Origin of the sequence: Nocardia sp. NPDC046473, assembly GCF_040645995.1 — a bacterium.
Classification (GTDB): Bacteria; Actinomycetota; Actinomycetes; order Mycobacteriales; family Mycobacteriaceae; genus Nocardia.
The window spans coordinates 335602-359457 of the sequence record NZ_JBEYZJ010000012.1; the positions used below are offsets into that span (position 1 = coordinate 335602).

Below are 23856 nucleotides of genomic sequence, written 5' to 3' on the forward strand. Positions count from 1 at the left end.
CGCACAACTTCGGCAATCATTGTCGAGTGACCTCTGAGCGACGAATCCGGTTGGTAGTTGCCGACGATCAGGCTGTTGTCCGAGAAGGACTCGCAATGCTCGTCAACCTCGTCCCCGGCATCGAAGTCGTCGGCGAGGCCGCGGACGGTCACGAGGTTATCGAACTCGTCGAGAGTCTGCGTCCCGACGTGGTTCTCATGGATTTATACATGCCACGGTGTGACGGCATCGAAGCGACGAGCGTCATTCGACGGGACCACCCTGAGACTCAGGTGGTTGTGCTCACGACCTATGCGGACGACGATCTCGTGATCCGGGCGCTGCAGGCCGGTGCGCTCGGCTATCTGACGAAATCCGCCGACCGGCACCAGATCGGTCGGGCGGTGCACGCCGCCGCGTCGGAGCAGGCGATCCTCGACCCAGCGGTGCAGGGCACCCTGCTTGCCGCGGCGACGAGCCGGAACCAGCCTGCGCGGCCGGTCCGGCAGGGGGAGGACGGCGCGCTTACCGCGCGCGAACAAGAAGTGCTCGACCTGATGGTCGCTGGACACAACAACCGGGAGATCGCACAGCAGCTCTTCATCAGTGCGGCCACCGTCAAGAGTCACATCAACAAAATCTTCGCGAAGACCGGCAGTCGCGACCGTGTGCAGGCTATTCAGAATGCCAAAAGTATGCACCGGTAATACAAAAATCAAGCACCAACAATAGCTGCGGACAGGTCCGGGGGCGCTAGGGGTGTCGTTGCTGGGGTGGCCGGGACCACGATTGGGCTGGTTGGCTTTGCGGGTGCGGCCGGAACGTCTCACTAGTAGTGCTTCCCAGCCCGCACCGGCATACAGATGCGTTCAGCGCTGTGCTGAAAGCGCGAGGCCTTGCGAACAACTGCGAGATTGGGGCAGAGGCGACCATGCTCTTGAACGAACGTGACGAACAACTTTCCATCAGTCAATTCACCAAGTTATGTCGTGACCTCGGCGATGTGTACCGTGCGCACGGCATGCGTCAGGACGACCGGGTCGTACTGAGCGGCGAGAACTCTGTCGAGTTCGTGGTAGCGCTGTTCGCGTTGCTCGAGCTCGGCGTGTCGATATGCTTGCTGGATCGTAAGCTGCTGCCGGATATGTCGGTGGAGTTGCTTTCCGATTCGGGCGCAACATGGTTCGTCTCTGATCACGGCGACCTCGATGCGGAATACGACCGGGTGCGGGTACGGTGGCTGTCCATCGGAGACGTGGTTGCGCAAGCCCGAGCCGCCGGTAGCGCTTCCGGTGCCAACGAGGCCACGGCCGCGCCGCTCGCGCTGGCCGAGTGGGGCAAACGCACCGACGGACTGATCATCTGGTCCTCGGGCAGCACCGGCAGGCCGAAAGGCATTGTGCGCAGCGCTGCTTCGGTGATTCGCAATATCGACAGCACGCTGGCCACGATGGGCTACACCGAATCTGACGTACTGCTGCCGCTACTGCCATTCACGCACCAGTACGGTTTTTCGCTACTGCTGTTGTGGTGGCGCACCGGGTGCACGCTACTGCCGCACAACGGCAGCAGCATCAACGCCGCGCTGCAGTCCATCCTCGCCGAGCGGGTGACGGTGGTGGATGCGGTGCCCGCGACCTACCGCACCATGTTGCGGATCTTGGAGAAGCGCAAAGAGCTAGTGCCACAACTGGCTTCGGTGCGTATGTGGTGTGTCGGGGGCGAACCGCTGAGCAGCGAGCTGGCCGAGACTTTCGTGCACCGGATCGGCAAGCCGTTGCTGGACGGCTACGGCAGCAGCGAGGTCGGCAACATCGCACTCGCCACCGTGGACAATCCGGTGCATAGCGGGCGGCCGCTCGACCGCGTCCAGGTGGAGGTGATCGGCAACGTCGGTGCTCCCGTGCCGGCAGGCGAGATCGGCGAGATCGTGGTGCACAGCCCCGACATGATGATCGGTGTGCTGGAGCCGGGCGGTCGAGTTCGACCGGTGAAGCGGCATCGCTTTCACACCGACGACGTCGGTTTCCTTGACGTGCACGGCAACCTGCGGGTGCTCGGCCGGAAGAACGCGGTGCACCGGTTCGGGCACACGCTGTATCCGGATGCCTTGGCGGAGAAGGCGAGTGCTTGTGGCGCCCCGGTCCGGGTGATCCCGGTGGACAGTGCCGAGCGTGGCACGCAGCTGGTCTTTTTCGTCGCGGACGCGGCGGAACGGCCGGTCGCGCACTGGCGTCAGCTCATCCGTCCGCTGCTGGCCGAACACGAGCGGCCGAATCGGATCATCGTGCTGCCCGAGTTCCCGCTCAACAATGTGGGTAAAACCGATCGGCAGGCCTTGACGGACGCCGCCTGCTCGGCCACCGCACTGCTGGACGCGAAATCGTCGTTCCCGCTCACTTCGCTGATGACCGCGACCGGAGACCTGGCGAACATTCCGTTCGCCGATCGTGCCGTCGCGCTGACCGATGTCGCCAGGCTGCTGCGCGAGCGTAGCGGCGAGGTGATGGAACTGCTCACGAAGGTATGCAACCGCAAGACCGCGCGCGACGAAATAGACTCTGCCATCGGCGCATTGGACGGTGCGATTTCCGAAGTCGGCCGGACGGCGCCGCCGTCGATCGATCAGCTTGCGGTGTTGATGCCGTCGAATATCCCGCTCTACAGCTACGTGCTGTACCTGCTGATTCCCAGCCTGTACACCCGACGGGTCGTCTTCCGTCCGTCGCGCCGCATCGCCGACGTCACGCGGAAGTTGCACGACCTACTCGATGGCGCCCATGGCCTGCCGATCGTGCTCGACGAGAGCGAGCAGAATGCGTTTCTGGAAGGTGAAGGCGCGAAGTCGGCCGCTGTCGTGTTCACCGGAACATACGACAACGCGCAAAAGATTCTGTCGAGTCTGCGTCCGGACCAGCTGTTCATCTACTTCGGACAGGGCGTGAACCCGTTCGTGATCGGCGCCGACACCCAGGTCTCGGAAGCAGTCGATGGCCTGCTGCGGGCGCGGATGCTGAACTCCGGGCAGGATTGTTTCGGCCCGGACGTGGCCTTTGTGCACACATCGATCAGCGCACACTTCTGTAACTTGTTGTGCCGCAGGGTGGATGCCCTGCGATACGGTGGCTTCGACGATGCGACGGCCGACTACGGTCCGATGTTCTACATGGACGCGTTCGACCAGGCCTTGGAGTACCTGCGCAAGAACCGGCAGTACGTGGCCGCGGGCGGCACGGTGGAACTGGCCGAAGGACACCTGCGGCCGACCGTGCTGATCCGTCCGGCGGATACGCAGATAAAGCCCGTCGAACTATTCGCGCCGATTTTCAATATCGTCCCGTTCAGCTCGACGGAATGGTTGCATACCATGCTGCGCCACCCGTATTACGAGGAACGGGCGATGGCGGCGACCGTCTACGGCGATATGCCGGAGACGGTGCAGCTGCTCGGCCAGAAACACGCCGTCAGCGTGAACGAAACCATTCTCGATATCGAAAGCGGCAACGAGCCGTTCGGCGGGCGCGGCATCAGGGCGAATTATGTGGCAATCGGGAAGAAGCGGTATGCGCAGCCGCTCTTGCTCAGCCAGGTGGTTGCCGAATACCTCGGCGCCGCCGACCGTGTGGTCGGGCGTGTTTCATGACCGCGGACATCTCGGCCGGTCGCACGGTGCATGGAGGTTGGCGCGCCGTGCTGACCGGCTTGCTCGAGGCCGGCGTACGCGAGGTCTTCGGACTGCCCGCCGACGATCTCGATGCCCTGGTGGTAGCCGATGAGCTGGGGCTGAACTTCACGGTGTGCCGGGACCAGCGCAACGCCGTGTTCATGGCGACCGGTTACGCGATGCAGTCCGGCGAGCTCGGGGTCGCCGTAGTCGGTAAGGGACCTGCGGTCACGAACACGATGACGGGCTTGCTCGAGGCGCGGTACTCGGCGGCGCCGGTGCTGCTGCTGTGCGCGGGCACGGCGCCTGCCGCACGCGGTTCCGGCGCGTTCCAGGAGTTCGATCAGCTGACGATGGCCAGGTCGGTGGCGAAATGGGCGGAGCGGGTAGACGATCCGGGTCGCGTACTGCCGATGCTGCGCCGGGCGATGAGGGTCGCCGGGCACGGCGCGCCAGGCCCGGTGTACCTCGAGTTGCCCGATCATCTCCGTGAGGTGGATATCCCGTTCGGTGGCCGGTGGTATCCGGTGGAGCGGTCGGTGTCCAACGGAATGGATGAGCACAGTGCCGCGCTTGCGGCCATCCGTGCCGCGCACCGACCCCTGGTACTGGTTGGCGGCGGAATGCGGACACGCGGTGCCCGCGAGGTAATCGGCCGGTTCGCCGAACACATCGGGGCCGCGGTGGCGTGCACGGCCAGCGGCCGTGGCAGCGTGGACGAATCCCTGTCGTCCTTTATCGGTCTGTCGGGGCTGTACTGTCCCGACACCGTGCAGGCGCTGTGGCAGGACACCGACTGTGTGGTCGTGCTCGGCAGCAGACTCGAGGAAACGGCGACGTTCGGCTGGCCGGATCGACTGCGGACCGAGGGCGCCGTCGTTCAGGTCAATGTCGACCCGGTCGAGTTCAACACCGATTTCGCCGGTCCGGTAGTGCTCGGTGACGCGAGTGCGGTGCTCTCCGATTGGCTGCGGCAGGTGCCTGCCGCCGCGGGCTGGTCGGGTAAAGTCCGCGAGCTGAACGCCGCGCTGCACGACGAACACGCGGCGAACATGGAGAAGCTGAGCGCGCAGCCGGAGTTGTCCATCCTCGAAGTGCTGCACGCCTTGGATCAGACCTTGCCAGCGGATCGAATCCTGGTGCAGGAAAATGGATTACAGGATATGTGGTCCTATCGGTTTCCGGCCTGGCGTTGCGCGGGCAACGGTGGTTCGATCGTGCCATCCGAACAAACCAGCCTCGGTTATGGAGCCGCGGCGGCGGTCGGTGTGCGTAAGGCGGCTCCCGATCGGCCGGTTGTCGCCTTCGTCGGCGACGGAGCCTTCGCTATGTTCGACGCGGACTTGCCGACGGCACGGGAGGTCGGCGGCCTGCTGTACGTCGTGCTGTGCAACGGCGGGTACGGCTGGCTGCAGGCACAGTTGGGCAAGCACGAAGGTGTGTCCGCCCGGTACAGCTTTGTCGATCCCGATGCGGTCGGGCCACGCGGCGCGTCGATCGAGGGAGTGCATCAGATCGTGGCGGACGACAAACAGTCGCTCGGTGACTGCGTTGCCCGCGCCTGGGCGCTGTGCGAGCGCGGTGATGTGGTCGTATTGACGGTACCGGCGCGGCTGGAGGACGCCATGTTCGCGCCGGAGGAGCTCGCGGGCGAGTTCCCGCAACCGAAGAGCGAGTTCTGACGATTGATTGTGCCGCAACAGCTTTCCTGAAACGAACCGTCCGGCAGCGATGAGGTACCGCTGCCGGACGGTTGGTTCAGCGCAGTGCGTGCAAGGCGCCGGTGAGTTGCTTCTCGGCCTCGTCGGCGTGCTGCCGCATTCGCTCCGTGATCGACGCGGCGCCGCCGTCCTCGATCAGGGTCGCGATCCGTTTGATTTGTTCGACACGGGCCGCCTCCCCTTCGTCGACCGTGGACAGATAGAAATCTGTCGCGTTGTAGGCAAGGTAGAAGACGTGTTTTTTGAGATTGCTCACCGAGAGAAACCCGTACGGCGCGGGCCCGGGTTCCGGCGCGCCGATGCATATGGCGGGTACCCCGGACCGCCACGCATTGATGCACAGGTGATATGTATCGGTGATCACCAAACGATACTGCGCGAGTCTGGTGAATAGATCGCCGACACTGTAATCGCCGGGTCGCGTGGCCAGGTCCGCGGCTTCGGCCGGCACCTTGTCATCGAGCCACGGAAACCATTCCAGTCGTGCGCCGAGCCGATCCGATATTGCGTTCCAGAAATCCGGCAGCCAGTTCGGCACCGGTGTCCTTGCGCCGACGAAAACGCCGATGGTATCGCCGCCGCGCGATTCATCGGCCCAGCCCGATCGGGGTAGGAAGTCGAGATCGCCGGGACGGAGCAGCAGGGCGGCATCAGTGCCGAAGTGGCTTTTTTCGTAATCCCGCCGAATATGTGTCACGGTCGCGGCCGATATCGCGTCGCGCACCCAGATCATCCGGCACCCGGATACCAGCCGAAAGAAGGCGCTGCGGTAGCTGTCGTCCGCGTAGTCATGCTGGGTGTTGTGCAGCACGGTGCTGCCGTAAGAAATGGTCTTGGCAATGACCTCGTCCGGTGCCGTCGACAGCAGTAATGCCGGGTCGAGCAGGTCGCGCGCCTCGGCGCGGGTGGCGACCACCTGCTGCCTGGTCAACCAGTACAGCGCATCCTGCTCCAGGTAGTGGCGCGCATGCAGGAAATCCCCCCAGAACACCACGGCATCGTAGTCGGCCAATTCGGTCTCCGCGCCGAGCAGTGGCCGGAAACTGAACGGTAGCTCGGTGTCGCGGGCAAACCGACGGATGGGCTCGACGTCCGGCGATTGGATCGTGTACCACGTGATGTCGGCATCGCTGAGGCGCCTGCTGAATGCCCAGAAAGCAAGGTCGACCGAAAGCATGCCGGTGTTCGCGAGGCCGGCATTCGCCGCGGTTACTACGCCGATCCGCATATCTGATCCTCCAGTAATTGCAGTTTCCAGTAGATGTCACACAGTGGACATCAGGCGCCATCGGGTCGGCGCGAACAGTGTTGGCAATTTGGTATAGCGAGATGTCAAGCGTTGCAGTGTGGGTGCCGCAACGCAATCCCGAATTGTCCGCGGGCGAATAATTGGGGGGTTGCCTCGCCGGACGGTGACGGCGTAGGGGTGATCAAGGGTTGCGGTCATTGACCGTGGGCGACGATCCTTATCTCGTCATCGATTCTCCCGCGCGATACGAAACAGTATTGCGGTAGCTAAGGGGTATGCGTTGCTGGAATCGAATCAGTCGATATTGGGTCTGCGACCCGGTGACCGGGCACTGGTCATCGCACCGCACCCCGACGATGAAACCATCGGCCCGGGCGGCACCATAGCCCGGCTGGCCGCCGGCCATATCGAAGTGCACGTGCTGTGCGTGACCGTGCGTTGCGCTCCGATGTGGGGCAGCCGCAGTGATCCCGCGACGCGTACCGAGGAATTCGAAAAGGCCTGCGCGGCTCTGGGAGTCACCACGGCCACCATCGCCTGGGTCGACGAGACCGGGGAACTCGATATCTGTAACCGGCGCCGGGCCTTGGTCGATCTCATCGAGCGCCATGAGGTCGCGTCGCTGGCCGCGGTGCGGCCGCAGGCGCTGTTCATCCCGTCGGCCAGTGGATTCCATCAAGACCATCAAGCGGTGCATGCCGCGGCGTTCGCGGCGGCCAGGGCGCAACCGGTCGGCCTCAAGCCGACGCCCAACCTGGTGCTCGGCTACCGCGGCGCGGAGGAACGTTGGTCACCGCGCAACGAGCCGTGGTGGCTGCACGTCGACACCTCGGATTTCTGGGATGCGAAGGAAGAAGCGCTGCGCGTCTACGACACCCAGATGCGGGCCTCGGGACCCCGCTCGATTCGGCAGGTCCAGTTGCTCGACGCGGCGGCCGGCTCGTCGCTGGCCTTGGCCTACGCCGAGTCGTTCGTGCCATACCGCATCGCCTGCTGAGGCCGGCCACCAATCACCTTCTCAGAGTTGGCTATACACCTACGGAGTAATTATGTTCGCTCAGCGACTGGGCATCATCGGCATCGGATATGTCGGGCTACCGCTTGCCGCGGCGTTTGCCCGTGCAGGCAATAGTGTGATCGGCATCGACATCGACCGCGGTCGAGTGGATCGGGTGAACGCCGGTCTGTCGCCGGTCGACACGGTGGCCGACGCCGAGGTGGCGGCAATACGCGGGAAGTTCCGGGCCACCACGGACAGTTCGGTGCTGTCGGAGTGCGAAACGATCGTCGTGTGTGTACCGACCCCGGTCGAGGACGAGCGGCCGGACCTGACGCCGCTCACCAGCGCGACCGAGACCGTGCGCGACCACCTGCGGCCCGGGCAGCTCATCATCATCGAGTCGACGACATACCCCGGCACCACGCACGACCTGCTGCTGCCGATCCTCGAGGAGACAGGTTTGCGCGCAGGCATCGACTTCGCATTGGCGTATTCGCCCGAGCGGATCGATCCCGGCAACACCCGCTACAACGTCATGAACACACCACGGGTCGTCGGTGGCCTGACCACGGTATGCCGGGAGCGAGCCGCCGCCTTCTACCGGCAGATCACCGAGGTGCACCTGGCCAAGGGGATGCGGGAGGCCGAGGCGGCCAAGATATTGGAAAATACCTTCCGCCAAATCAATATCGCGCTGGTGAACGAATTCGCGCAGCTGTGTCACAGCATGAATATCGACGTGTGGGACACGATCGACTGCGCGGCCACCAAACCCTATGGCTTTATGCCGTTCTGGCCGGGTGCCGGGGTAGGCGGCCACTGCATCCCCGTCGACCCCCTGTATCTGGTCCACCACGCGTTCACCCTCGGCCTGCCCTTCCACATGGCCGAAACGGCGAACCGGGTGAACAAATCCGCCCCGTTGTGGGTGGCCGATCGGGTCAGTAAGAATCTCGAGGACAGCGGAGTTGCGGTGCACGCCGCGAACGTGCTGCTGCTCGGGGTGACCTACAAGCCGGACACCGCCGATACCCGCAACACGCCCGCTGTGCCGATCGCGAGCTCGCTGCTCGAACGCGGTGCGTCCGTGTCATTTCACGATCCGTATGTCGAGAAACTGCGGTGGCCGGACGGGGAAATCGAGCGAGTACCTGACCTGGCCGCGGCGCTGCGGCAAGCCGATCTCACGATTCTGTTGCAACGCCACCGTGACTACGACTTGCCCATGATCGCCGCGGCGCGCCGGTTGTTCGACACCACAGGATCGCTCCGCTCCGCCGACGTCATCAGCCTGTAATTCGTACGGCGACAAGGGAATATGATGCGAGTACTGTGCACGATCACTGGTTCCGTCGGCCATCTGAACTCGGTGCTGCCGCTGGCGCGCGCCATGGCGTCGGTGGGACACGAGGTGGAATTCGCCTGCACACCGGAGCTGGCGCCGCGACTCGACGACGAGGTCGGTGCGGTGCACCCGGTATTGCCGGGAATGGCCGAGGTACTGGCTCCGCTCATCGAATTGCTGTGCGGTCGAATGACTCTCGACCCGGCGACGATGGCGGGCTTCGAGACACCGGCCGGGCAGATCACCTGGGTGGCGACCGGACCACACCTTGTCCCGGCGTTCCAGCAGCTGCTGCCGGTCGCCGAGCGCTTCCAGCCCGACCTGCTGATCCGGGACGGCGGCGAGCTTTCCGGTTGCCTGCTGGCGGAGGCACTGGACATCCCGCACGTCGCCGCCCCCTCCGGCGACGGCAACATCCTGGAGCCGGAGCGAGTGCGCGGACCGCTGAACAAGCGCAGGTCCGAGCTGGGCCTGCCGGTGCAGTCCGACCCGTTCGCCATCTTTCGTTTCGGCCGATTCGACTGTGTACCAGTAGAATACAGTTTTGCCACCTTTCCAGGGCCGGCCCCCGCTGCCTACCGGCAGCCATCGACCGGTGAACGTCAGCTACTGGTCCCCGACATCACGACCATGCCGGCTGAGCTGCCATTCGTCCTTGCCGCGGTCGGCAGCGAATTCCCGTTGATGGAGTCGGCGGAGCACGCGGGCGTCGATCTCGGCGATGAGATGCGGAATCCGGCCAAGACGATCGGCGCGGTCGCGGAGGCGCTGGCGCGGCTCGAGTGTTGCGCTGTGGTGTCCACCGGTGGGATCGCGGTCGATAAAGTCGGCGGCGGTACGGCGAACGTCCGTGTTGTCGAGTGGATGTCGCAACTGCTGCTGCTGGAGTGTGCGCAGTTGTTCGTCACGCACGGTGGCTACAACAGTATCCGGGAGGCCATGGCGGCAGGTACCCCGATGGTCGTGCTTCCGCAATACGGGGACAACCTGACGAACGCCGATCTCGTCGAGCGCTACGGCTTCGGCGTGTCGGTGACCGAACGATCGCCGGCCGCCATCGCCGATGCCTGTCAGCGGGTTCTTGCCGACGACGTCTTCCGCGACCGCATGCGACAGGTGCAGCGTGCGATGTTGACACTGACGGCGGTATCGGATGTGGTGCCACAGCTGGAATCGCTGGTCAGGCAGCGAACATACTGATTGGCAGCGCATGTGCGGGTGCGCCAAGATGGGCGTATGGACCAGTCCCGTGCGCTTGTGGACCAACCCGATGCGCCGCCGGGCATCCGGATCTCCGTGCAACGGCTGTTCTCCGGCGGACTAGCCGTTCCCTGGCTGAGCACCGCGGTCATCGGCGCCACGCTCATCTCTTCCCGGCCGCCGGACGGATTCGGTTGGCTCTGGGCCGTTTACGGTGTGGTGTCGGTGTGCTGGGCGTGCTGGCTGTTGTTTGCCCAGCAGGCGCCCGTGGCGATGCGCGCGACCCTGATCGGGGCCGCTACCTTGCTTGCTGCCGTCAGCGGTGCACCGAGCGACGGTTCGGCCATCATCATGCTCTGTGTCATCGTTGGCACCTATGTCTCGCTGACCGAGGCGTCGGCCTGGTCGTTGGTGCTGGTCAGTGCCCTGGTTGGCCTGTTGATCTTCGGGTCGGTCAGCTATTGGGCGACGAGCAGCCTGGTCAGCTACCTCGGCGCGGTGGTCATCGCGACGCTGGCCGGGTTGAACCGGCGCCAATACATCGCCCGGCTCATCCAGGTGGAAATCGCGCACCGTGAGCAGTTGAACGCGGCCGCGGCGGAGGAACGCGCGCGGATCGGCCGCGAGATGCACGACGTGCTGGCACATTCGCTGGGCGCCTTGCGCGTTCAGTTGGAAGTGGCACATGCGCTGCTCACCGAAGAAGACCGGCAGGTCGATCGTGCCGCGCAGTATCTCGGCAATGCGCAGCGCCTGGCCGAGCAGGGTTTGTCCGACGCCCGCCATGCGGTCGCGGCATTACGCGAAAACGTGCGGTCGTTGCCCGAGTCGTTGCGCAACCTTGTCGAATCTTTCAGCCGGAACCACGACACACCAGCCGAGTTCCGGCAGGAAGGGACGTATCGAGAGCTGGCTCCGGCGGAGACCATCGCGCTCTTGCGGATCACCCGGGAAGCGTTGACCAACGCAGGTAAGCACGCACGTGGCCGAGAGGTCGACGCGTGTCTGCGCTATGGTCCGGACGACGTATCGCTGACCGTGCGTAATCGGTTGGACGACAATGAATTCCCGGATCGAGCGAGCTCGAACGGCGCGGCGCCCGGCTACGGGTTGACCGGAATGCGGGAGCGAATCGAGCTGGTCAACGGGGACCTGCGGGCGGCGGTGGTCCGCGACGAGCAAGGCGTGCCGTACTGGCAGATCCATGCCTCGATTCCGCAGGGGTCGGTGCGGCCGGACCCGGCGGTACCAAGCGTGGCGCGTCCGGCGTGAGGGGTGTGCCGGACGCGCCACTGGTCAGTGGGCTCGAGGGTCAGCGGATCGAGAATGTTGTGCGCGATGGTTACCTGGGGTAGCCCGTCGAATTGGCGCTCCCCCGGGCCGGGGGCTTCACGCCACCGGTCCTGGCGTTGAGGATGAACGTCATGACGAGGGTGTTGGCGCCCATGGTCAGGATCATCACGGCACCGCTGGAAGCGACCTCGGCACCGGCGAAGTGACCGGCCGCCTCGATCAGCGCGTGTGCCGCGGTGATGACCACCCACACTATCAATCCGGCCTTACCGGCCTTCTGAAACCACTTGTCGTCTTCCTTGCGCAGCTGGGTCATGGTGCCCATCGCGGCGCCGCCGAGGACGGAGAGTCCGATCCCGACCACGATGATGGCGATGTCGGCCGGCTTCAAAACCTTGTCCAGGTGCCGGAATTGGAGCACGCCGATGATCAACAAGGTGGCCGGGGTGCCCCAGACCTCGGTGCTGACGATCTCGTTCCACGTGAACTTTCGGTAGATCATGTAGATGATCACCCCGACCACGAGCGCGCCATTGGTCAGTGTGCTGGTCGGCATACCGTCCTCCGTTGGTTTTGCGTAACTGTGCGCACCGACGTTAACGGCGGGGTGTGACCGGAGGCACCAACCCAAGGGTTGAGATCCGGGTTGAATATTTCCTCGAACCACAGGTGCGGCAGGGCAAATGGGGGGGCATTAGGGGTTGGAGGCCGTTCCGCCGCAACCGTACCGTTCTGGCTGGGGTCACAGGGGACGAGACGAAATAGGGACAGGTGGGACCATGCGGATTCTGTGTACGGTGACCGGGTCACAGGGGCATGCCCGAGAAGTGCTACCGCTGGCTGTCGCGTTCACCCGCGCGGGTCACGACGTGCTCGTCGTGACCGCGCCGGAACTCGCCGACGTGTTTCGGGCGGCCGCATTGCCGGTGCGGGCGGAGCTGCCGGGGATCGTCGAGTCGATCAGCGCTTTGATCCGTGCGCGCAAAGCTGCCGAACAGGACGGCGGCGCCGAACTGCCGGAGCTCAGCATTCGAGATCAACTGCTGCGCACCGCGGCCGGCCCACATCTGACGGCGATCTATCGGATCGTCCTGCCGATCGCCGAGGAGTTCAGGCCCGATGCGGTGGTGCGCGACGGAGCGGAGCTGGCCGGGATGTTGGTTGCTGAAACCCTTGGCATCCCACACTTTTCGGCGCCCTCCGGGGCAGGGAACATCATTGACCCGATGGGGCTGGTCGAGCCGTTGGCCGAGCGGCGTGCCGAGCTCGGCTTACCGCCCGACGACGATCAGCGAGTGCTGCACCGGTTCGGCCGGTTCGAGAGTGTGCCGCCCGAGTATTCCTTCGCCGGATACGACCTGCCCGGCCCGTTCGCCTACCGGCAGCCGTTGCAGGTCGGTGGCAACGACGCGCTTGCGCCCGAGTTCGCTGAGCTGTCCGGTGATCGCCCGCTCGTGCTGGCGGCGGTGGGTACCGCGCTGCCGATGCTCGGCGCGTTCCAGCAATACGGAGTGGACCTGCCGGAATCGGCCACGCCGCCGGAGGTCATCATGCGCGCACTGATCGAAGGCCTTTCCGAAGTCGACTGCGATGCGGTGGTCGCTACCGCCGGCTTTTCGGTCGACGGCATCTCGGTCGGCAAGAACATCCTGCTGCGCGACTGGGTGCCGCAACCGACCGTGCTGCAGTGTGCCGAGCTGTTCCTTACGCATGCGGGATACAACAGTGTGCGGGAAGGAATACGCACCGCGACCCCGATGGTGACGCTGCCTCAATTCGGCGACCAGATGCACAATGCCGATCGGATCACTCGATTCGGCCTCGGTGAGCGGCTGGCTGAGCTGTCCGGAGAATGTGTTTTCAAAACGTGCACGGCGGTGCTCGCCGATGAACGGATCGCCGCCGAATCGCGGCGGGCGCACCGGAGAATGCTCACCTTGCCTCCCGTCGACGCCGCGGTGGACTACGTAGCAGAACTTGTCGACTCGCCCAGGAATTGATGGACCCGGCGCGTCGAATCAACGAATGGAGCGATAGTGGTCAGTGCGGGGCATTACGTCGGCGAATTGCTCGAGGTATTCGATACGGATCCGGAGCGAGTGGTATTGCGTTGGCGCGGCGAGGATTTCACCGCGGCCCGCTGTCGGGAACTTGTGTACGGTGTCGCGTGCGCCTTGCGGAACAACGGCATCGGGCCGGGCGATACGGTCGCCTTGCTGACCGTGGTCAACAGTCCGGCGACGCTGCTCGCGCGGTACGCGGGCAATCTGCTCGGCGCGACGGTCATGCACATCGGCGGGGTGAACGCCGCCGACCCGCTGGACGAGGTGCCGGCCGAAACCCAGCGCATGGTGTTGGAGCGGTCGGGCAGCACCGTGCTCATCACCGATGCCGACCGTCACGCGCAGGCAGCGAAAGTCACGGCCGGTACGGCAACCCGTTTGCTCGGCTGGGGGTTCACCGACACGGAAGTACCGGACCTGACCGCGGACGTGGCGGTCGCACCGATCGAGGCGACCATGGGCGACACCGCGATGGTGGTGTACACCAGCGGGACGACCGGGGTGCCGAAGGGCGTCGGGCGTCCGTTCTCCGCGCTCGGCCTTGCGGTCGGCAGCGCGCGTGCAGGCGGCGATCGGGCCGTGATGGCGGTGACCACGCCGTTGACCCAGTCGGTGGCCGGCATGGCGGATGGTGTGCTGGCCGGCGGCGGGACACTGATTCTGCGCGAGCGGTTCGAGGCAGGTGAGGTGCTGGCGACGGTCGCGCGGTATCAGGTCAACCAGCTCTACCTCGCGTCGCCGCAGCTGTACCAGCTCGTCGATCATCCGGATCGCGCGGGCACCGATCTGTCCAGCCTGCGCGGCCTGTACTACGGCGGCTGTGTCGCCGCGCCGGCGCGGTTGCGGCAGGCCGTCGAGGTGTTCGGCGACGCACTGGCCCAGGTATACGGCTCGACGGAGTCATGGGCGATCGCCGGGTTGACCGCCGATGAGCACAGGCAACCGGAACTGCTGCACACGGTCGGCAAGCCAATTCCGTTCGTCCAATTGAGCATTCGTGACGCGCAGTCCAGAGCCGAGCTCGCCGCGGGTGCCGCGGGCGAGATCTGGCTGCGCTCGCCGATGATGATGCAGGGCTACTGGCGGGCCCCCGAGCTGACCGACCAGGTGATGCTCGACGGCTGGCTGCGCACCGGCGATATCGGTTATCTCGACGACGACGGCTACCTGCATCTGGTCGACCGGCTGAGCGAAATGATCAAGACGAACGGCGTGAAGATCTATCCGGCTGAAGTCGAGAAATCGCTGCTCGCGCATCCAGATGTCGTGCAGGCCGCCGTTTTCGGTGTCGCCGACCACGATTCCGTCGAGCGGGTCCATGCCGTAATCGTGGCCGATGGCGATGCAGAAAATCTTACCGAGCGGCTGAAAGAGCACGTCGCCGCCGAATTATCGCCCGCGCATGTGCCTGTCGTTATACGGCGGTGTGCGGAATTGCCGCTCACCGAGGCAGGTAAGCCGGACAAGCGTGCATTACGGGCGCACAGCTGATTCATCGAGGAGCAGCTGGAGGATGGGGCAACGCGGTGGCGCCCGAAATATGTGTGGCGCGGATGCCAGCAGCGTCGTCGGCGGCACCTCACCAGGGCAGTGGGTCCCGATAGGAGACGGTGAAAGATGCGAGCAGAATTGAACGAACAGGCCCGGCGGGAAACGAGTGACTGGCCGGCGATAATCACCGAATTGGTCACTGCGCCTGAGCCTGAGCAGATTCGGGCACTGAACGAGCTGGTCACCTCGCAAACGCGCGCCGCGCTCGGCGAACGGGCGCAGGAGCGGCTCGAGCTGACCCTGCCCTTCCTCGAGCTGGGCTTCGACTCGCTCGCCGCAGTCGAGTTGCACCGGCGCCTGGTCGCGGCGACCGGTCTCGACCTGCCGGTGACGCTGGCGTTCGATTACCCGACACCGCAGCGACTTGTGCGATTGCTGTGCATTGAGCTGTTCGGCTCCGCCGACTCGAATGACACTGTCGCGGAAGGTAGTTCGCACGCCGACGAGCCGATCGCGATCGTGGGCATGGCCTGCCGCTACCCTGGCGGGGCGCACTCGCCCGAGCAACTGTGGCAGCTGGTCGTCGACGGGATCGACGCGACCTCCGACTTTCCGGGTGACCGTGGCTGGGACGTGGACGCGCTCTACGACCCGGACCTGTCCGCACCCGGTACCAGTTACACGAAGCGTGGCGGATTCCTGCACGACGCAACCGAATTCGACGCGTCGTTCTTCGGCATCTCGCCTCGCGAGGCGCTGGCGATGGACCCGCAGCAGCGGCTGCTGCTGCAGGGCACCTGGGAACTGTTCGAGCGGGCAGGCATCAAGCCTGCCGCGGTGTCCGGTCCGGGGACCGGGGTTTTCGTCGGCGCGGAGAACCAGGGGTACGGACCGCGGCTGCACGACGCCGACGAAAAACTCGAGGGCTACCTGCTGACCGGCACCGCGTCGAGTGTCCTTTCCGGCCGGATCGCCTACACATTCGGCTTCGAAGGGCCGACGGTGACCGTCGATACGGCCTGCTCATCCGCACTGGTGGCACTGCACCTGGCCACTCAGTCCCTGCGGCTGGGTGAATGCCGCCTCGCCGTCGTCGCAGGGGCGACGATCTTGTCGAGTCCGGGTGACTTCGTCGCGTTCAGTAGGCAGCGGGGCCTCGCGCCCGACGGCCGGTGCAAGCCGTTCGCCGACAACGCGGACGGCACCGCGTGGGGTGAGGGTGTCGGCTTGCTGTTGGTGGAGCGGTTGCTCGACGCGCGCCGCAACGGCCACCAGGTGCTGGCAGTGGTGCGCGGCAGTGCGATCAATTCCGACGGCACCTCCAACGGGCTGACCGCGCCGAACGGTCCGGCGCAGCGGCGAGTCATCCAGCGGGCGCTTGCGGTGGCAGGCTTGACGCCTGCGGAGGTGGACGCCGTCGAGGCGCACGGGACCGGCACCACGCTCGGCGACCCCATCGAGGCGCAGGCTTTGATCGGCGCATACGGGCAGGACCGGGCCGATCCGCTATGGATCGGATCGGTGAAGTCGAACATCGGCCACACCCAATCGGCCGCCGGTATCGCCGGCGTGATCAAGACCGTGCAGGCTATGCGGCACGGGGTGTTGCCGCGCACGTTGCACGCCGATTCGCCGTCGACGCGGGTTGATTGGCTCGCCGGCAAGGTTGCGCTGCTGACCGAGGCGCAGCAATGGCGTACGCCGGGCGGTCGCCCGCGTCGCGCCGGTGTCTCCTCATTCGGCATGAGCGGCACCAACGCGCACGTCATCCTGGAGGAGGCGGTCGAGGGTGTCGCGGCGCCTACCGGTGCCGCCGCGTATCTCGGCTGGCCCGTGCTGGTATCCGGCGCCGACCACGCCGCGCTGCGTCGGCAGGCCGAAAGCCTGGGCCGGCAGCTGGATTCCAGTGCCGAACTCGACCTGCCTCAGCTGGCCGCGACCGCAGCGACCCGGCGGACGGCGCTCGGCGTGCGGTCCGCGCTGTTCGCGGCCGACCGGGCCGAGCTACGCGACGCGTTGACTCAGCTCGCCGACGGCGCGGAGTCGCCCGCGGTGATCGGTCCCCTCGAATCGCGGCCGGGCCAGGTGGGCGTGTTGTTCACCGGTGGCGGCAGCCAGCGCCTCGGCGCGGGCCGTGAGCTCTATCAGCGTTTCGATGTCTTCGCCGACGCGTTCGACCAAGCCTGCGGCTATCTGGACCTGCAGCTGGACCAGCCGCTGAAGCCGGTGCTTTTCGCCGAATCAGGTTCTGCCGAGGCAGAATTGCTTCAGGTGTTCTCCTACCATCAGTGCGCGCTGTTCGCCGTCCAGATCGCGCTGTTCCGACTGCTGGAGCACTTCGGTTTTCGCGCCGACTACGTCGCGGGTCATTCCTCGGGAGAGCTGGCGGCCGCACATGTGGCAGGTGTGCTGTCGCTCGAGGACGCGGCAATGCTGGCGGCCGCGCGCGTTCGGCTGTCCGACGAGCTTCCGGTCGGCGGCGTCATGGTCGCGGTACAGGCCACCGAGGCCGAGGTGACCCCCCTACTGACCGAACGAGTGTCCGTCGCGGTGGTGAATGGAGCCGAGTCGATCGTCCTGTCCGGTGCCGAGGACGACGTCCAGCCCATCGTGGACGGTCTGCGGGCGCAGGGCCGCCAGACCAAGCGGCTCGCGATCAACCACGCCTCGCACTCGCCGCTGGTGGACGGCCTGCTCGCGGAGTACCAGCAGATCGCCGAGCTGGTGACCTATCACCCGCCGCGCATCCCGCTCGTCTCGACGGTCACCGGCGGACTGGTCGCCGCGGCCGAGATCGGCACGCCCGAGTACTGGATTCGGCATATTCGCAACCCCGTTCGCTTCTTCGATGCCGTGCGGCGGCTGCGCGAACTCGGCGTCGGCACCTTCGTCGAAGTCGGCCCGGACTCCGTGCTCAGCCAGCTGGTCCTGGACTGCCTCGACGAATCCGATGCGGCGGACACGATGGCCTTGCCCGTGCTGCGGTCCGGCCGCGGCGACGCGGACAGTCTGGCCCGCGCGCTGGCCACCCTGCATGTGCGCGGGCTGCCGCTCGATTGGGACACTGTCTTCGCTGGAGTCGCCGTCGACGATGACGCGCTGCCGACCTACGCCTTCGAACCCACCAAATACTGGTTGACGGACTCCGGTCGGCACAGTGGCGGCGCGGAGACGCTCGGGTTAGCTGACGCCGATCATCCGTTGCTCGGTGCCGCAGTGGTTTTGGCAGAAGGAGACGGATTACTGCTGACCGGCAGGTTGTCGGTGCGTAGCGATCCGTGGCTGGCCGATCATGCGGTCGATGGTGTGGTGTTGTTGCCAGGTACCGCGTTCGTCGAACTGGCTCAGCATGCCGGTGATCGGGTGGGTGCGGGGCGGGTAGCAGAGCTCACGTTGGAGCTGCCGTTGCTGCTGGACGAGGGTCGTCAGGTGCAGTTGGTGGTGAGTGCGGCCGACGAACGACAGTGGCGTTCGCTGAGTGTGTTCTCCCGGCCGGAGGACGGTGGCGACTGGGTGCGTCATGCGACGGGTTTGCTTGCGCCGGTTGTAGATTGGGAACCGGAGGAGTTGACCGTGTGGCCGCCTGCGGGGGCCGCCCCAGTTGATGTGAGCGAGTTGTATTCGTCGCTGGAGGCGCAGGGCTATCGCTATGGGCCCACCTTCCGCGGACTCACTGCGGCATGGCGTGCCGGTGCTGACGTCTATGCCGAGGTGGAACTGCCGGAAAGCGCCGAGTCCACCGGTTTCGGTGTGCACCCCGCGCTGCTCGACGCGGCACTGCACGGCATCGGATTGGCCGAAACGGCTGGCGCGGAACAGGTTCAGCTGCCGTTCAATTGGATCGGCGTGCAGCTGTATGCGGTCGGGGCCCGCCGGCTGCGCGTCCGGATCAGCGCGACGCCCGACGATGGGGTGAGCATTCACCTCGCCGATCAGACCGGCGCACCGGTCGCCGCTATCGAGCGATTGACCTTGCGTGCCGCGGATCCGAACACGCTGAACGGCAACGCGGCTCGACTGGCCAACTCGCTGTTCCACCTGCGGTGGACCTCGGTGGGCCTGCCCGAGGCGGCGGTGCACAGCGAGCAATGCGCCAGGCTGGGTACGCCGTTCGGATTCGGTCCGCAGTTCGCCGACTTGGCCGAACTCACTGCGCTGCTCGACGCGGGAGCACCAGTGCCGCAACATCTTTTCCTTCCCATGTCGTCCACCTCGGACGGAGGGCTGACGGGCACCGTGCACGCGGCGGTGCAGGACTGCCTGACGACCGCACAAGCCTTCCTGGCCGACGACCGATTCGCAGACACAGTGGCAGTTTTCATCAGCTCCGGCGCGGTGGCCGTTGCGGCCGCCGACGAGCTGACCGATCTGGCCGCGGCCTCGGCGTGGGGTCTGCTGAGCAGTGCCCAGGCGGAGGAGCCGGGGCGGCTGCTGCTGATCGACGTCGACGGGCACCCGGTCGAGCAGGCACTGGCCGCCGCACTCGCCGCCGGGGAACCTCGATTGGCCATCCGTTCCGGACAACTGCGCGCGCCGCGGCTCGCCAGGGCAAGCAACAATCGGGCACTGACCCTCCCGGACGACACGCTGCCGTGGCGGCTGCGGTCCAGCGAGCAGGGCAGTCTCGACGAGCTGGCGATTGTGCCTGCGCCCGAACAACTCCGGCCACTCGAACCGCACGAGATCCGGATTGCCGTGCGAGCCTGCGGACTCAACTTCCAAGACGTGCTGCGCGCCCTCGGCATGCAGCTCACTCGCGACGTCGTCGACACGACCATGGGCAACGAGGGTGCCGGGATCGTCACCGAGGTCGGCGCGGCGGTGACCGACCTGCGCGTCGGCGACCGGGTCATGGGCGTGTTCGCGTCGCGCATCTTCGGCCCGGTCGCGATCACGGACAGTCGGCTCGTCGCGCCGATCCCGCCCGGCTGGTCGTTCCACCAAGCCGCCGCCATCCCGGTGGTCTACCTGACCGCCTACTACAGCCTGGTCGACCTCGGTGCCTTGGCGGCGGGCGAGACGGTGCTCGTGCACACCGCGACCGGCGGCGTGGGGATCGCCGCGATACAGCTCGCCCGCGCACTCGGCGCAGAGGTGCTGGCCACCGCGAGCCCGGGCAAATGGCCGGTGCTGCGCCGGCTCGGCTTCGACGACGCGGCCATCGCGTCGTCGCGCGACCTCGAATTCGCGGGCAAGTTCGGCCCGGTGAATATGGTGCTGAACTCGCTGACCGGCGAGTTCATCGACGCGTCGCTGGGCATGCTGCGCGCGGGCGGTCGATTCATCGACATGGGCAAACTCGACATTCGCGATGCCGGCGCGGTCGCCGAGCAGTATCCCGGCATCAAGTACGCGGCCTTTGATGTGCTGCTGGACGCGGGGCCGGAGCGGATCCAGCAGATGTGGCGGGAACTGCGGGAGCTCTTCGATTCCGGTCGGCTCCGGCCCGAGCCGCCGGTGGTGTGGGACGTGCGCAACGCCTCGGAGCTGCTCCGCACGATGAGCCAGGCCAAGCACGTAGGTAAGCAGGTGCTGACCATTCCGGCCCGGTGGAATCCCGAAGGGACGGTGCTGATCACCGGTGGCACCGGCGCGCTGGGCGGGCTGGTGGCCAGACATGTTGCCGCCCAGGGCATCCGGCATCTGGTGCTGACCTCACGCCGGGGCCCGCGGGCGGATGGGATCGAACAGCTGGTGGGCGAACTCGCCGAGCTCGGCGCCACCGCCACCGTCGTGGCCTGCGATGCGGCCGACCGGGACGCCATGAGCGTTGTGCTGCAGTCTATTCCGGCGAGTCGCCCGCTGACCGCAGTGGTCCACGCGGCCGGAATGCTCGACGACGGTTTGGTGCGGTCGATGACGTCGGAGCGGCTGCATGCCGGGCTGCGGTCGAAAGTCGATGCGGCCGTGCACCTGCACGAGCTCACCGCGCACCTGGACCTCGCTGGGTTCATCATGTTCTCCTCGGCGGCCGGGGTGTTCGGCGAAGCGGGCCAAAGCAATTACGCCGCCGCGAACACTTTCCTCGACGCACTGGCGACCTACCGACGGGCCCGTGGTCTGCCCGGACTCGCTGTGGCGTGGGGCTTTTGGGAGCAACGCAGCGGCATGACCGGTCACCTCGGTGACAGCGACATCGCCAGGATGGCGCGTTCCGGGATGGCGCCGCTGAGCAACGCCGACGGACTCGGATTGTTCGATCTGGCGCAGGCCGAGCCGGTGCCGATGGTGATCGCCGCGCACCTGAGTGTCGTTGGGACGCAGACCGGCACGGAACTGCCCGCGTTGCTGCGTGGGCTGGTCCGGGCACCGGCGCGGCGCATCGTCGATGCCGCGGTGTCGAGCGGGCCCAGCCTGGCCGAGCGGCTGCTGGCAAGCCCGGCCCGGGACCGGGACCGGATACTGCTGGACGTGGTGCGTGCACATGTGACAGCGGTGCTCGGCTATGACTCACCGAAACAGATCGGCGCCCGACAAGCCTTCCGCGACTTGGGTTTCGACTCGCTCAGCGCGGTAGAACTGCGCAACCGCATCGGCGCGGCTACAGGTATCCGGTTGCCGGGTACCGCAGTTTTCGACTACCCGACACCGGCCGAATTGGCCGCCGAATTGCGGGCGCGGCTGCTGCCGGAGGAAGCCGGGCCTGCACCGTCCGCGACCGATGACACCGAGATCCGGCGGGTGCTGACGACCATCCCGGTGGACCGGCTGCGCGCGGCCGGGCTGCTCGACGTGCTGCTGGACCTGGTCGAGCGCGCGGACGCGCCCGAACAGCCCGCCGCGCCGGAACAGTCGATCGACGAGATGGACACCGACCAGCTCATCGCACGCGCGTTGCACGACGCCGACTCCTCAGGAAAGTGGAGGGTTGCCTGATGACGGGCTCCGAGAACACCGACAAGATCATTGCCGCGCTGCGGGCCTCGCTGAAGGAGACCGAGCGTCTGCGCGACGAGAACCGTCGACTGACCGAGGCCGTCGGCGAGCCGATCGCCATCATCGGGATGAGCTGCAGATTCCCCGGCGGCGTTCGCTCCCCGGAAGACCTGTGGCAGCTGGTGGCGTCCGGCACCGACGCGATCAGCGAGTTCCCGGACAACCGCGGGTGGGATATCGACGCGCTGTACGACCCGGAGCCCGGCACGCCGGGCAAGAGCTACACCCGGTCCGGCGGATTCGTCGACGCGGTCGGCGAATTCGACGCCGAGTTCTTCGGTATTTCGCCGCGTGAGGCGCTGGCGATGGATCCGCAGCAGCGGCTGCTGCTGGAAACCTCCTGGGAATCATTGGAACGGGCAAGTATCGACCCGGAGTCGTTGCGCGGCAGCGCAACCGGGGTGTTCGTCGGCGTCATCCCCAACGAATACTCGTCGCCTGCGGCGCAGGTCTCGGCCGACCTCGAGCCATATCTGTTCAGCGGCAGCGTGCCCAGCGTGGCGTCGGGTCGCATCGCGTACACCCTCGGGCTGGTCGGGCCTGCGGTGTCGGTGGATACGGCATGTTCGTCGTCATTGGTGGCATTGCATCTGGCCGCCCAGTCCTTGCGTAACGGTGAGTGCGATCTGGCGCTGGCCGGCGGGGCTACCGTGTTGGCGAATGCGTCTGGGTTCGTGGACTTTTCGCGGCAGCGCGGGTTGGCGCCGGATGGTCGGTGCAAGGCGTTTGCCGATGCCGCCGATGGGACGGCGTGGGGTGAGGGTGTGGGCATGCTCCTGGTGGAGCGGTTGTCCGACGCGCTCGCCAAGGGGCATCCGGTACTGGCGGTGCTGCGTGGTTCGGCGGTGAATCAGGATGGTGCGTCGAATGGTTTGACGGCGCCGAATGGTCCGTCGCAGCAGCGGGTGATCCGCGCGGCGCTGGCTGCCGCGGGGCTCGTGCCTGCCGATATCGACGCGGTCGAAGGCCACGGGACTGCTACCGCGCTGGGTGATCCGATCGAAGCGCAGGCTTTGTTGGCGACGTATGGGCAGGGTCGGGAGCATCCGTTGTGGTTGGGGTCGTTGAAGTCCAATATCGGGCATACTCAGGCCGCTGCGGGTGTGGGTGGTGTGATCAAGATGGTGCAGGCGATGCGGCATGGGGTGTTGCCGCAGACGCTGCATGTGGATTCGCCTTCGTCGCAGGTGGATTGGGCTTCGGGTGCGGTGTCGTTGTTGACCGAAGCTCAGCCGTGGCCGGAGGTGAGCCGTCCGTGGCGGGCCGGAGTGTCGGCGTTCGGGATCAGTGGCACGAACGCGCATGTGATCTTGGAACAGGCCCCTGGGCCGGCGGAGCTGGTGCGGTCGAATGATGTTGTGGCCGAAGCTGATCGGGTAGTCCCGTGGTTGGTGTCGGGTCGGTCGGCGGCGGCGGTGGCCGCGCAGGCTGTGCGGTTGCGTGAGTGGCTGGTGACTGCGCCGGGGGTGTCGGCGAAGGATGTGGCGTGGTCGTTGGCGACGACGCGGACCGCGTTCGGGTGGCGGGCTGCGGTGGTCGGTAACGACGAGGAGCTCCGTCGCGGCCTCGACGCATTGGCGGAGGGCACGACCGTCGCGCAGCCGGTGGGCGTTGATGGCAAGTTGGCGGTGTTGTTTACCGGGCAGGGTAGTCAGCGGGTTGGTATGGGTCGGGAGTTGTGTGCGGCTTTTCCGGTGTTTGCCAGGGTGTTTGGTGAGGTGTGTGGGGAGTTCGATCGGTATTTGGGTCGGTCGTTGCGTGAGGTGATCGATGGTGATGGTGAGGTGTTGGGGGGTACTGAGTTTGCGCAGTGCGCGATTTTCGCGGTGGAAGTGGCGTTGTTCGAGTTGTTGGTGTCGTGGGGTGTGGATGTTGATGTGGTGGTGGGGCATTCGGTTGGGGAGTTGTCTGCGGC

13 protein-coding genes are annotated in these 23856 nt (G+C 66.0%); 11 read left to right on the forward strand and 2 right to left on the reverse strand.

All coding sequences use genetic code 11. The features are described 5' to 3' along the window. Positions 1–26 precede the first annotated feature (26 nt). The 3 genes from ABZ942_RS38675 (at position 27) to ABZ942_RS38685 (ending at position 5325) form a co-directional block, all read left to right on the forward strand. Positions 27–686, forward strand: coding sequence for a response regulator transcription factor (locus ABZ942_RS38675; RefSeq protein WP_357391134.1), 660 nt, complete (start codon positions 27–29; stop codon positions 684–686). A 224-nt stretch (positions 687–910) separates the two neighbouring features. Further along, a complete protein-coding gene (locus ABZ942_RS38680; protein WP_357391136.1) occupies positions 911–3622 on the forward strand; it encodes an aldehyde dehydrogenase family protein in 2712 nt (903 codons plus the stop codon). After that, the gene (locus tag ABZ942_RS38685; RefSeq protein WP_357391138.1) at positions 3619–5325 is read left to right on the forward strand and encodes a thiamine pyrophosphate-binding protein; all 1707 of its coding nucleotides are present in this window, start codon (positions 3619–3621) and stop codon (positions 5323–5325) included. The genes ABZ942_RS38680 and ABZ942_RS38685 overlap by 4 nt, the downstream gene beginning before the upstream one ends. A 76-nt stretch (positions 5326–5401) precedes the next feature. Here the strand turns inward: ABZ942_RS38685 and ABZ942_RS38690 are convergent, their stop codons facing one another. Further along, positions 5402–6592, reverse strand: coding sequence for a polysaccharide pyruvyl transferase family protein (locus ABZ942_RS38690; protein WP_357391140.1), 1191 nt, complete (start codon positions 6590–6592; stop codon positions 5402–5404). A 301-nt stretch (positions 6593–6893) separates the two neighbouring features. On the opposite strand from ABZ942_RS38690, the gene ABZ942_RS38695 reads away from it, so the two are divergent. The 4 genes from ABZ942_RS38695 to ABZ942_RS38710 are packed head-to-tail and all read left to right on the forward strand — an operon-like array spanning position 6894 to position 11430. Next, positions 6894–7610, forward strand: a complete 717-nt coding sequence (locus tag ABZ942_RS38695) for a PIG-L family deacetylase (protein WP_357391142.1) — start codon at positions 6894–6896, stop codon at positions 7608–7610. Positions 7611–7662: 52 nt separating this feature from the next. After that, positions 7663–8910 (forward strand): nucleotide sugar dehydrogenase, encoded by a 1248-nt coding sequence (locus ABZ942_RS38700; RefSeq protein WP_357391144.1) that lies wholly within the window; start codon positions 7663–7665, stop codon positions 8908–8910. A 24-nt stretch (positions 8911–8934) separates the two neighbouring features. Beyond that, positions 8935–10158: a glycosyltransferase gene (locus ABZ942_RS38705; protein ID WP_357391146.1), complete on the forward strand. Its 1224-nt coding sequence runs from the start codon at positions 8935–8937 to the stop codon at positions 10156–10158. A gap of 36 nt (positions 10159–10194) precedes the next feature. Beyond that, positions 10195–11430 (forward strand): histidine kinase, encoded by a 1236-nt coding sequence (locus ABZ942_RS38710; protein WP_357391148.1) that lies wholly within the window; start codon positions 10195–10197, stop codon positions 11428–11430. 70 nt (positions 11431–11500) lie between these two features. Here ABZ942_RS38710 and ABZ942_RS38715 read toward each other — a convergent pair whose 3' ends face one another. After that, positions 11501–12007: a hypothetical protein gene (locus ABZ942_RS38715; protein WP_357391150.1), complete on the reverse strand. Its 507-nt coding sequence runs from the start codon at positions 12005–12007 to the stop codon at positions 11501–11503. 223 nt (positions 12008–12230) lie between these two features. On the opposite strand from ABZ942_RS38715, the gene ABZ942_RS38720 reads away from it, so the two are divergent. From ABZ942_RS38720 to ABZ942_RS38735, 4 genes are all read left to right on the forward strand, one after another. Continuing rightward, positions 12231–13451, forward strand: a complete 1221-nt coding sequence (locus ABZ942_RS38720; RefSeq protein WP_357391152.1) for a glycosyltransferase — start codon at positions 12231–12233, stop codon at positions 13449–13451. A gap of 36 nt (positions 13452–13487) precedes the next feature. Next, a complete protein-coding gene (locus ABZ942_RS38725) occupies positions 13488–15005 on the forward strand; it encodes a long-chain fatty acid--CoA ligase (RefSeq protein WP_357391154.1) in 1518 nt (505 codons plus the stop codon). A 126-nt stretch (positions 15006–15131) separates the two neighbouring features. Further along, a complete protein-coding gene (locus ABZ942_RS38730; protein WP_357391156.1) occupies positions 15132–21881 on the forward strand; it encodes an SDR family NAD(P)-dependent oxidoreductase in 6750 nt (2249 codons plus the stop codon). Continuing rightward, on the forward strand, positions 21881–23856 hold a 1976-nt coding region (locus tag ABZ942_RS38735), incomplete at its 3' end, for a type I polyketide synthase (RefSeq protein ID WP_357391158.1). The genes ABZ942_RS38730 and ABZ942_RS38735, both read left to right, overlap by 1 nt.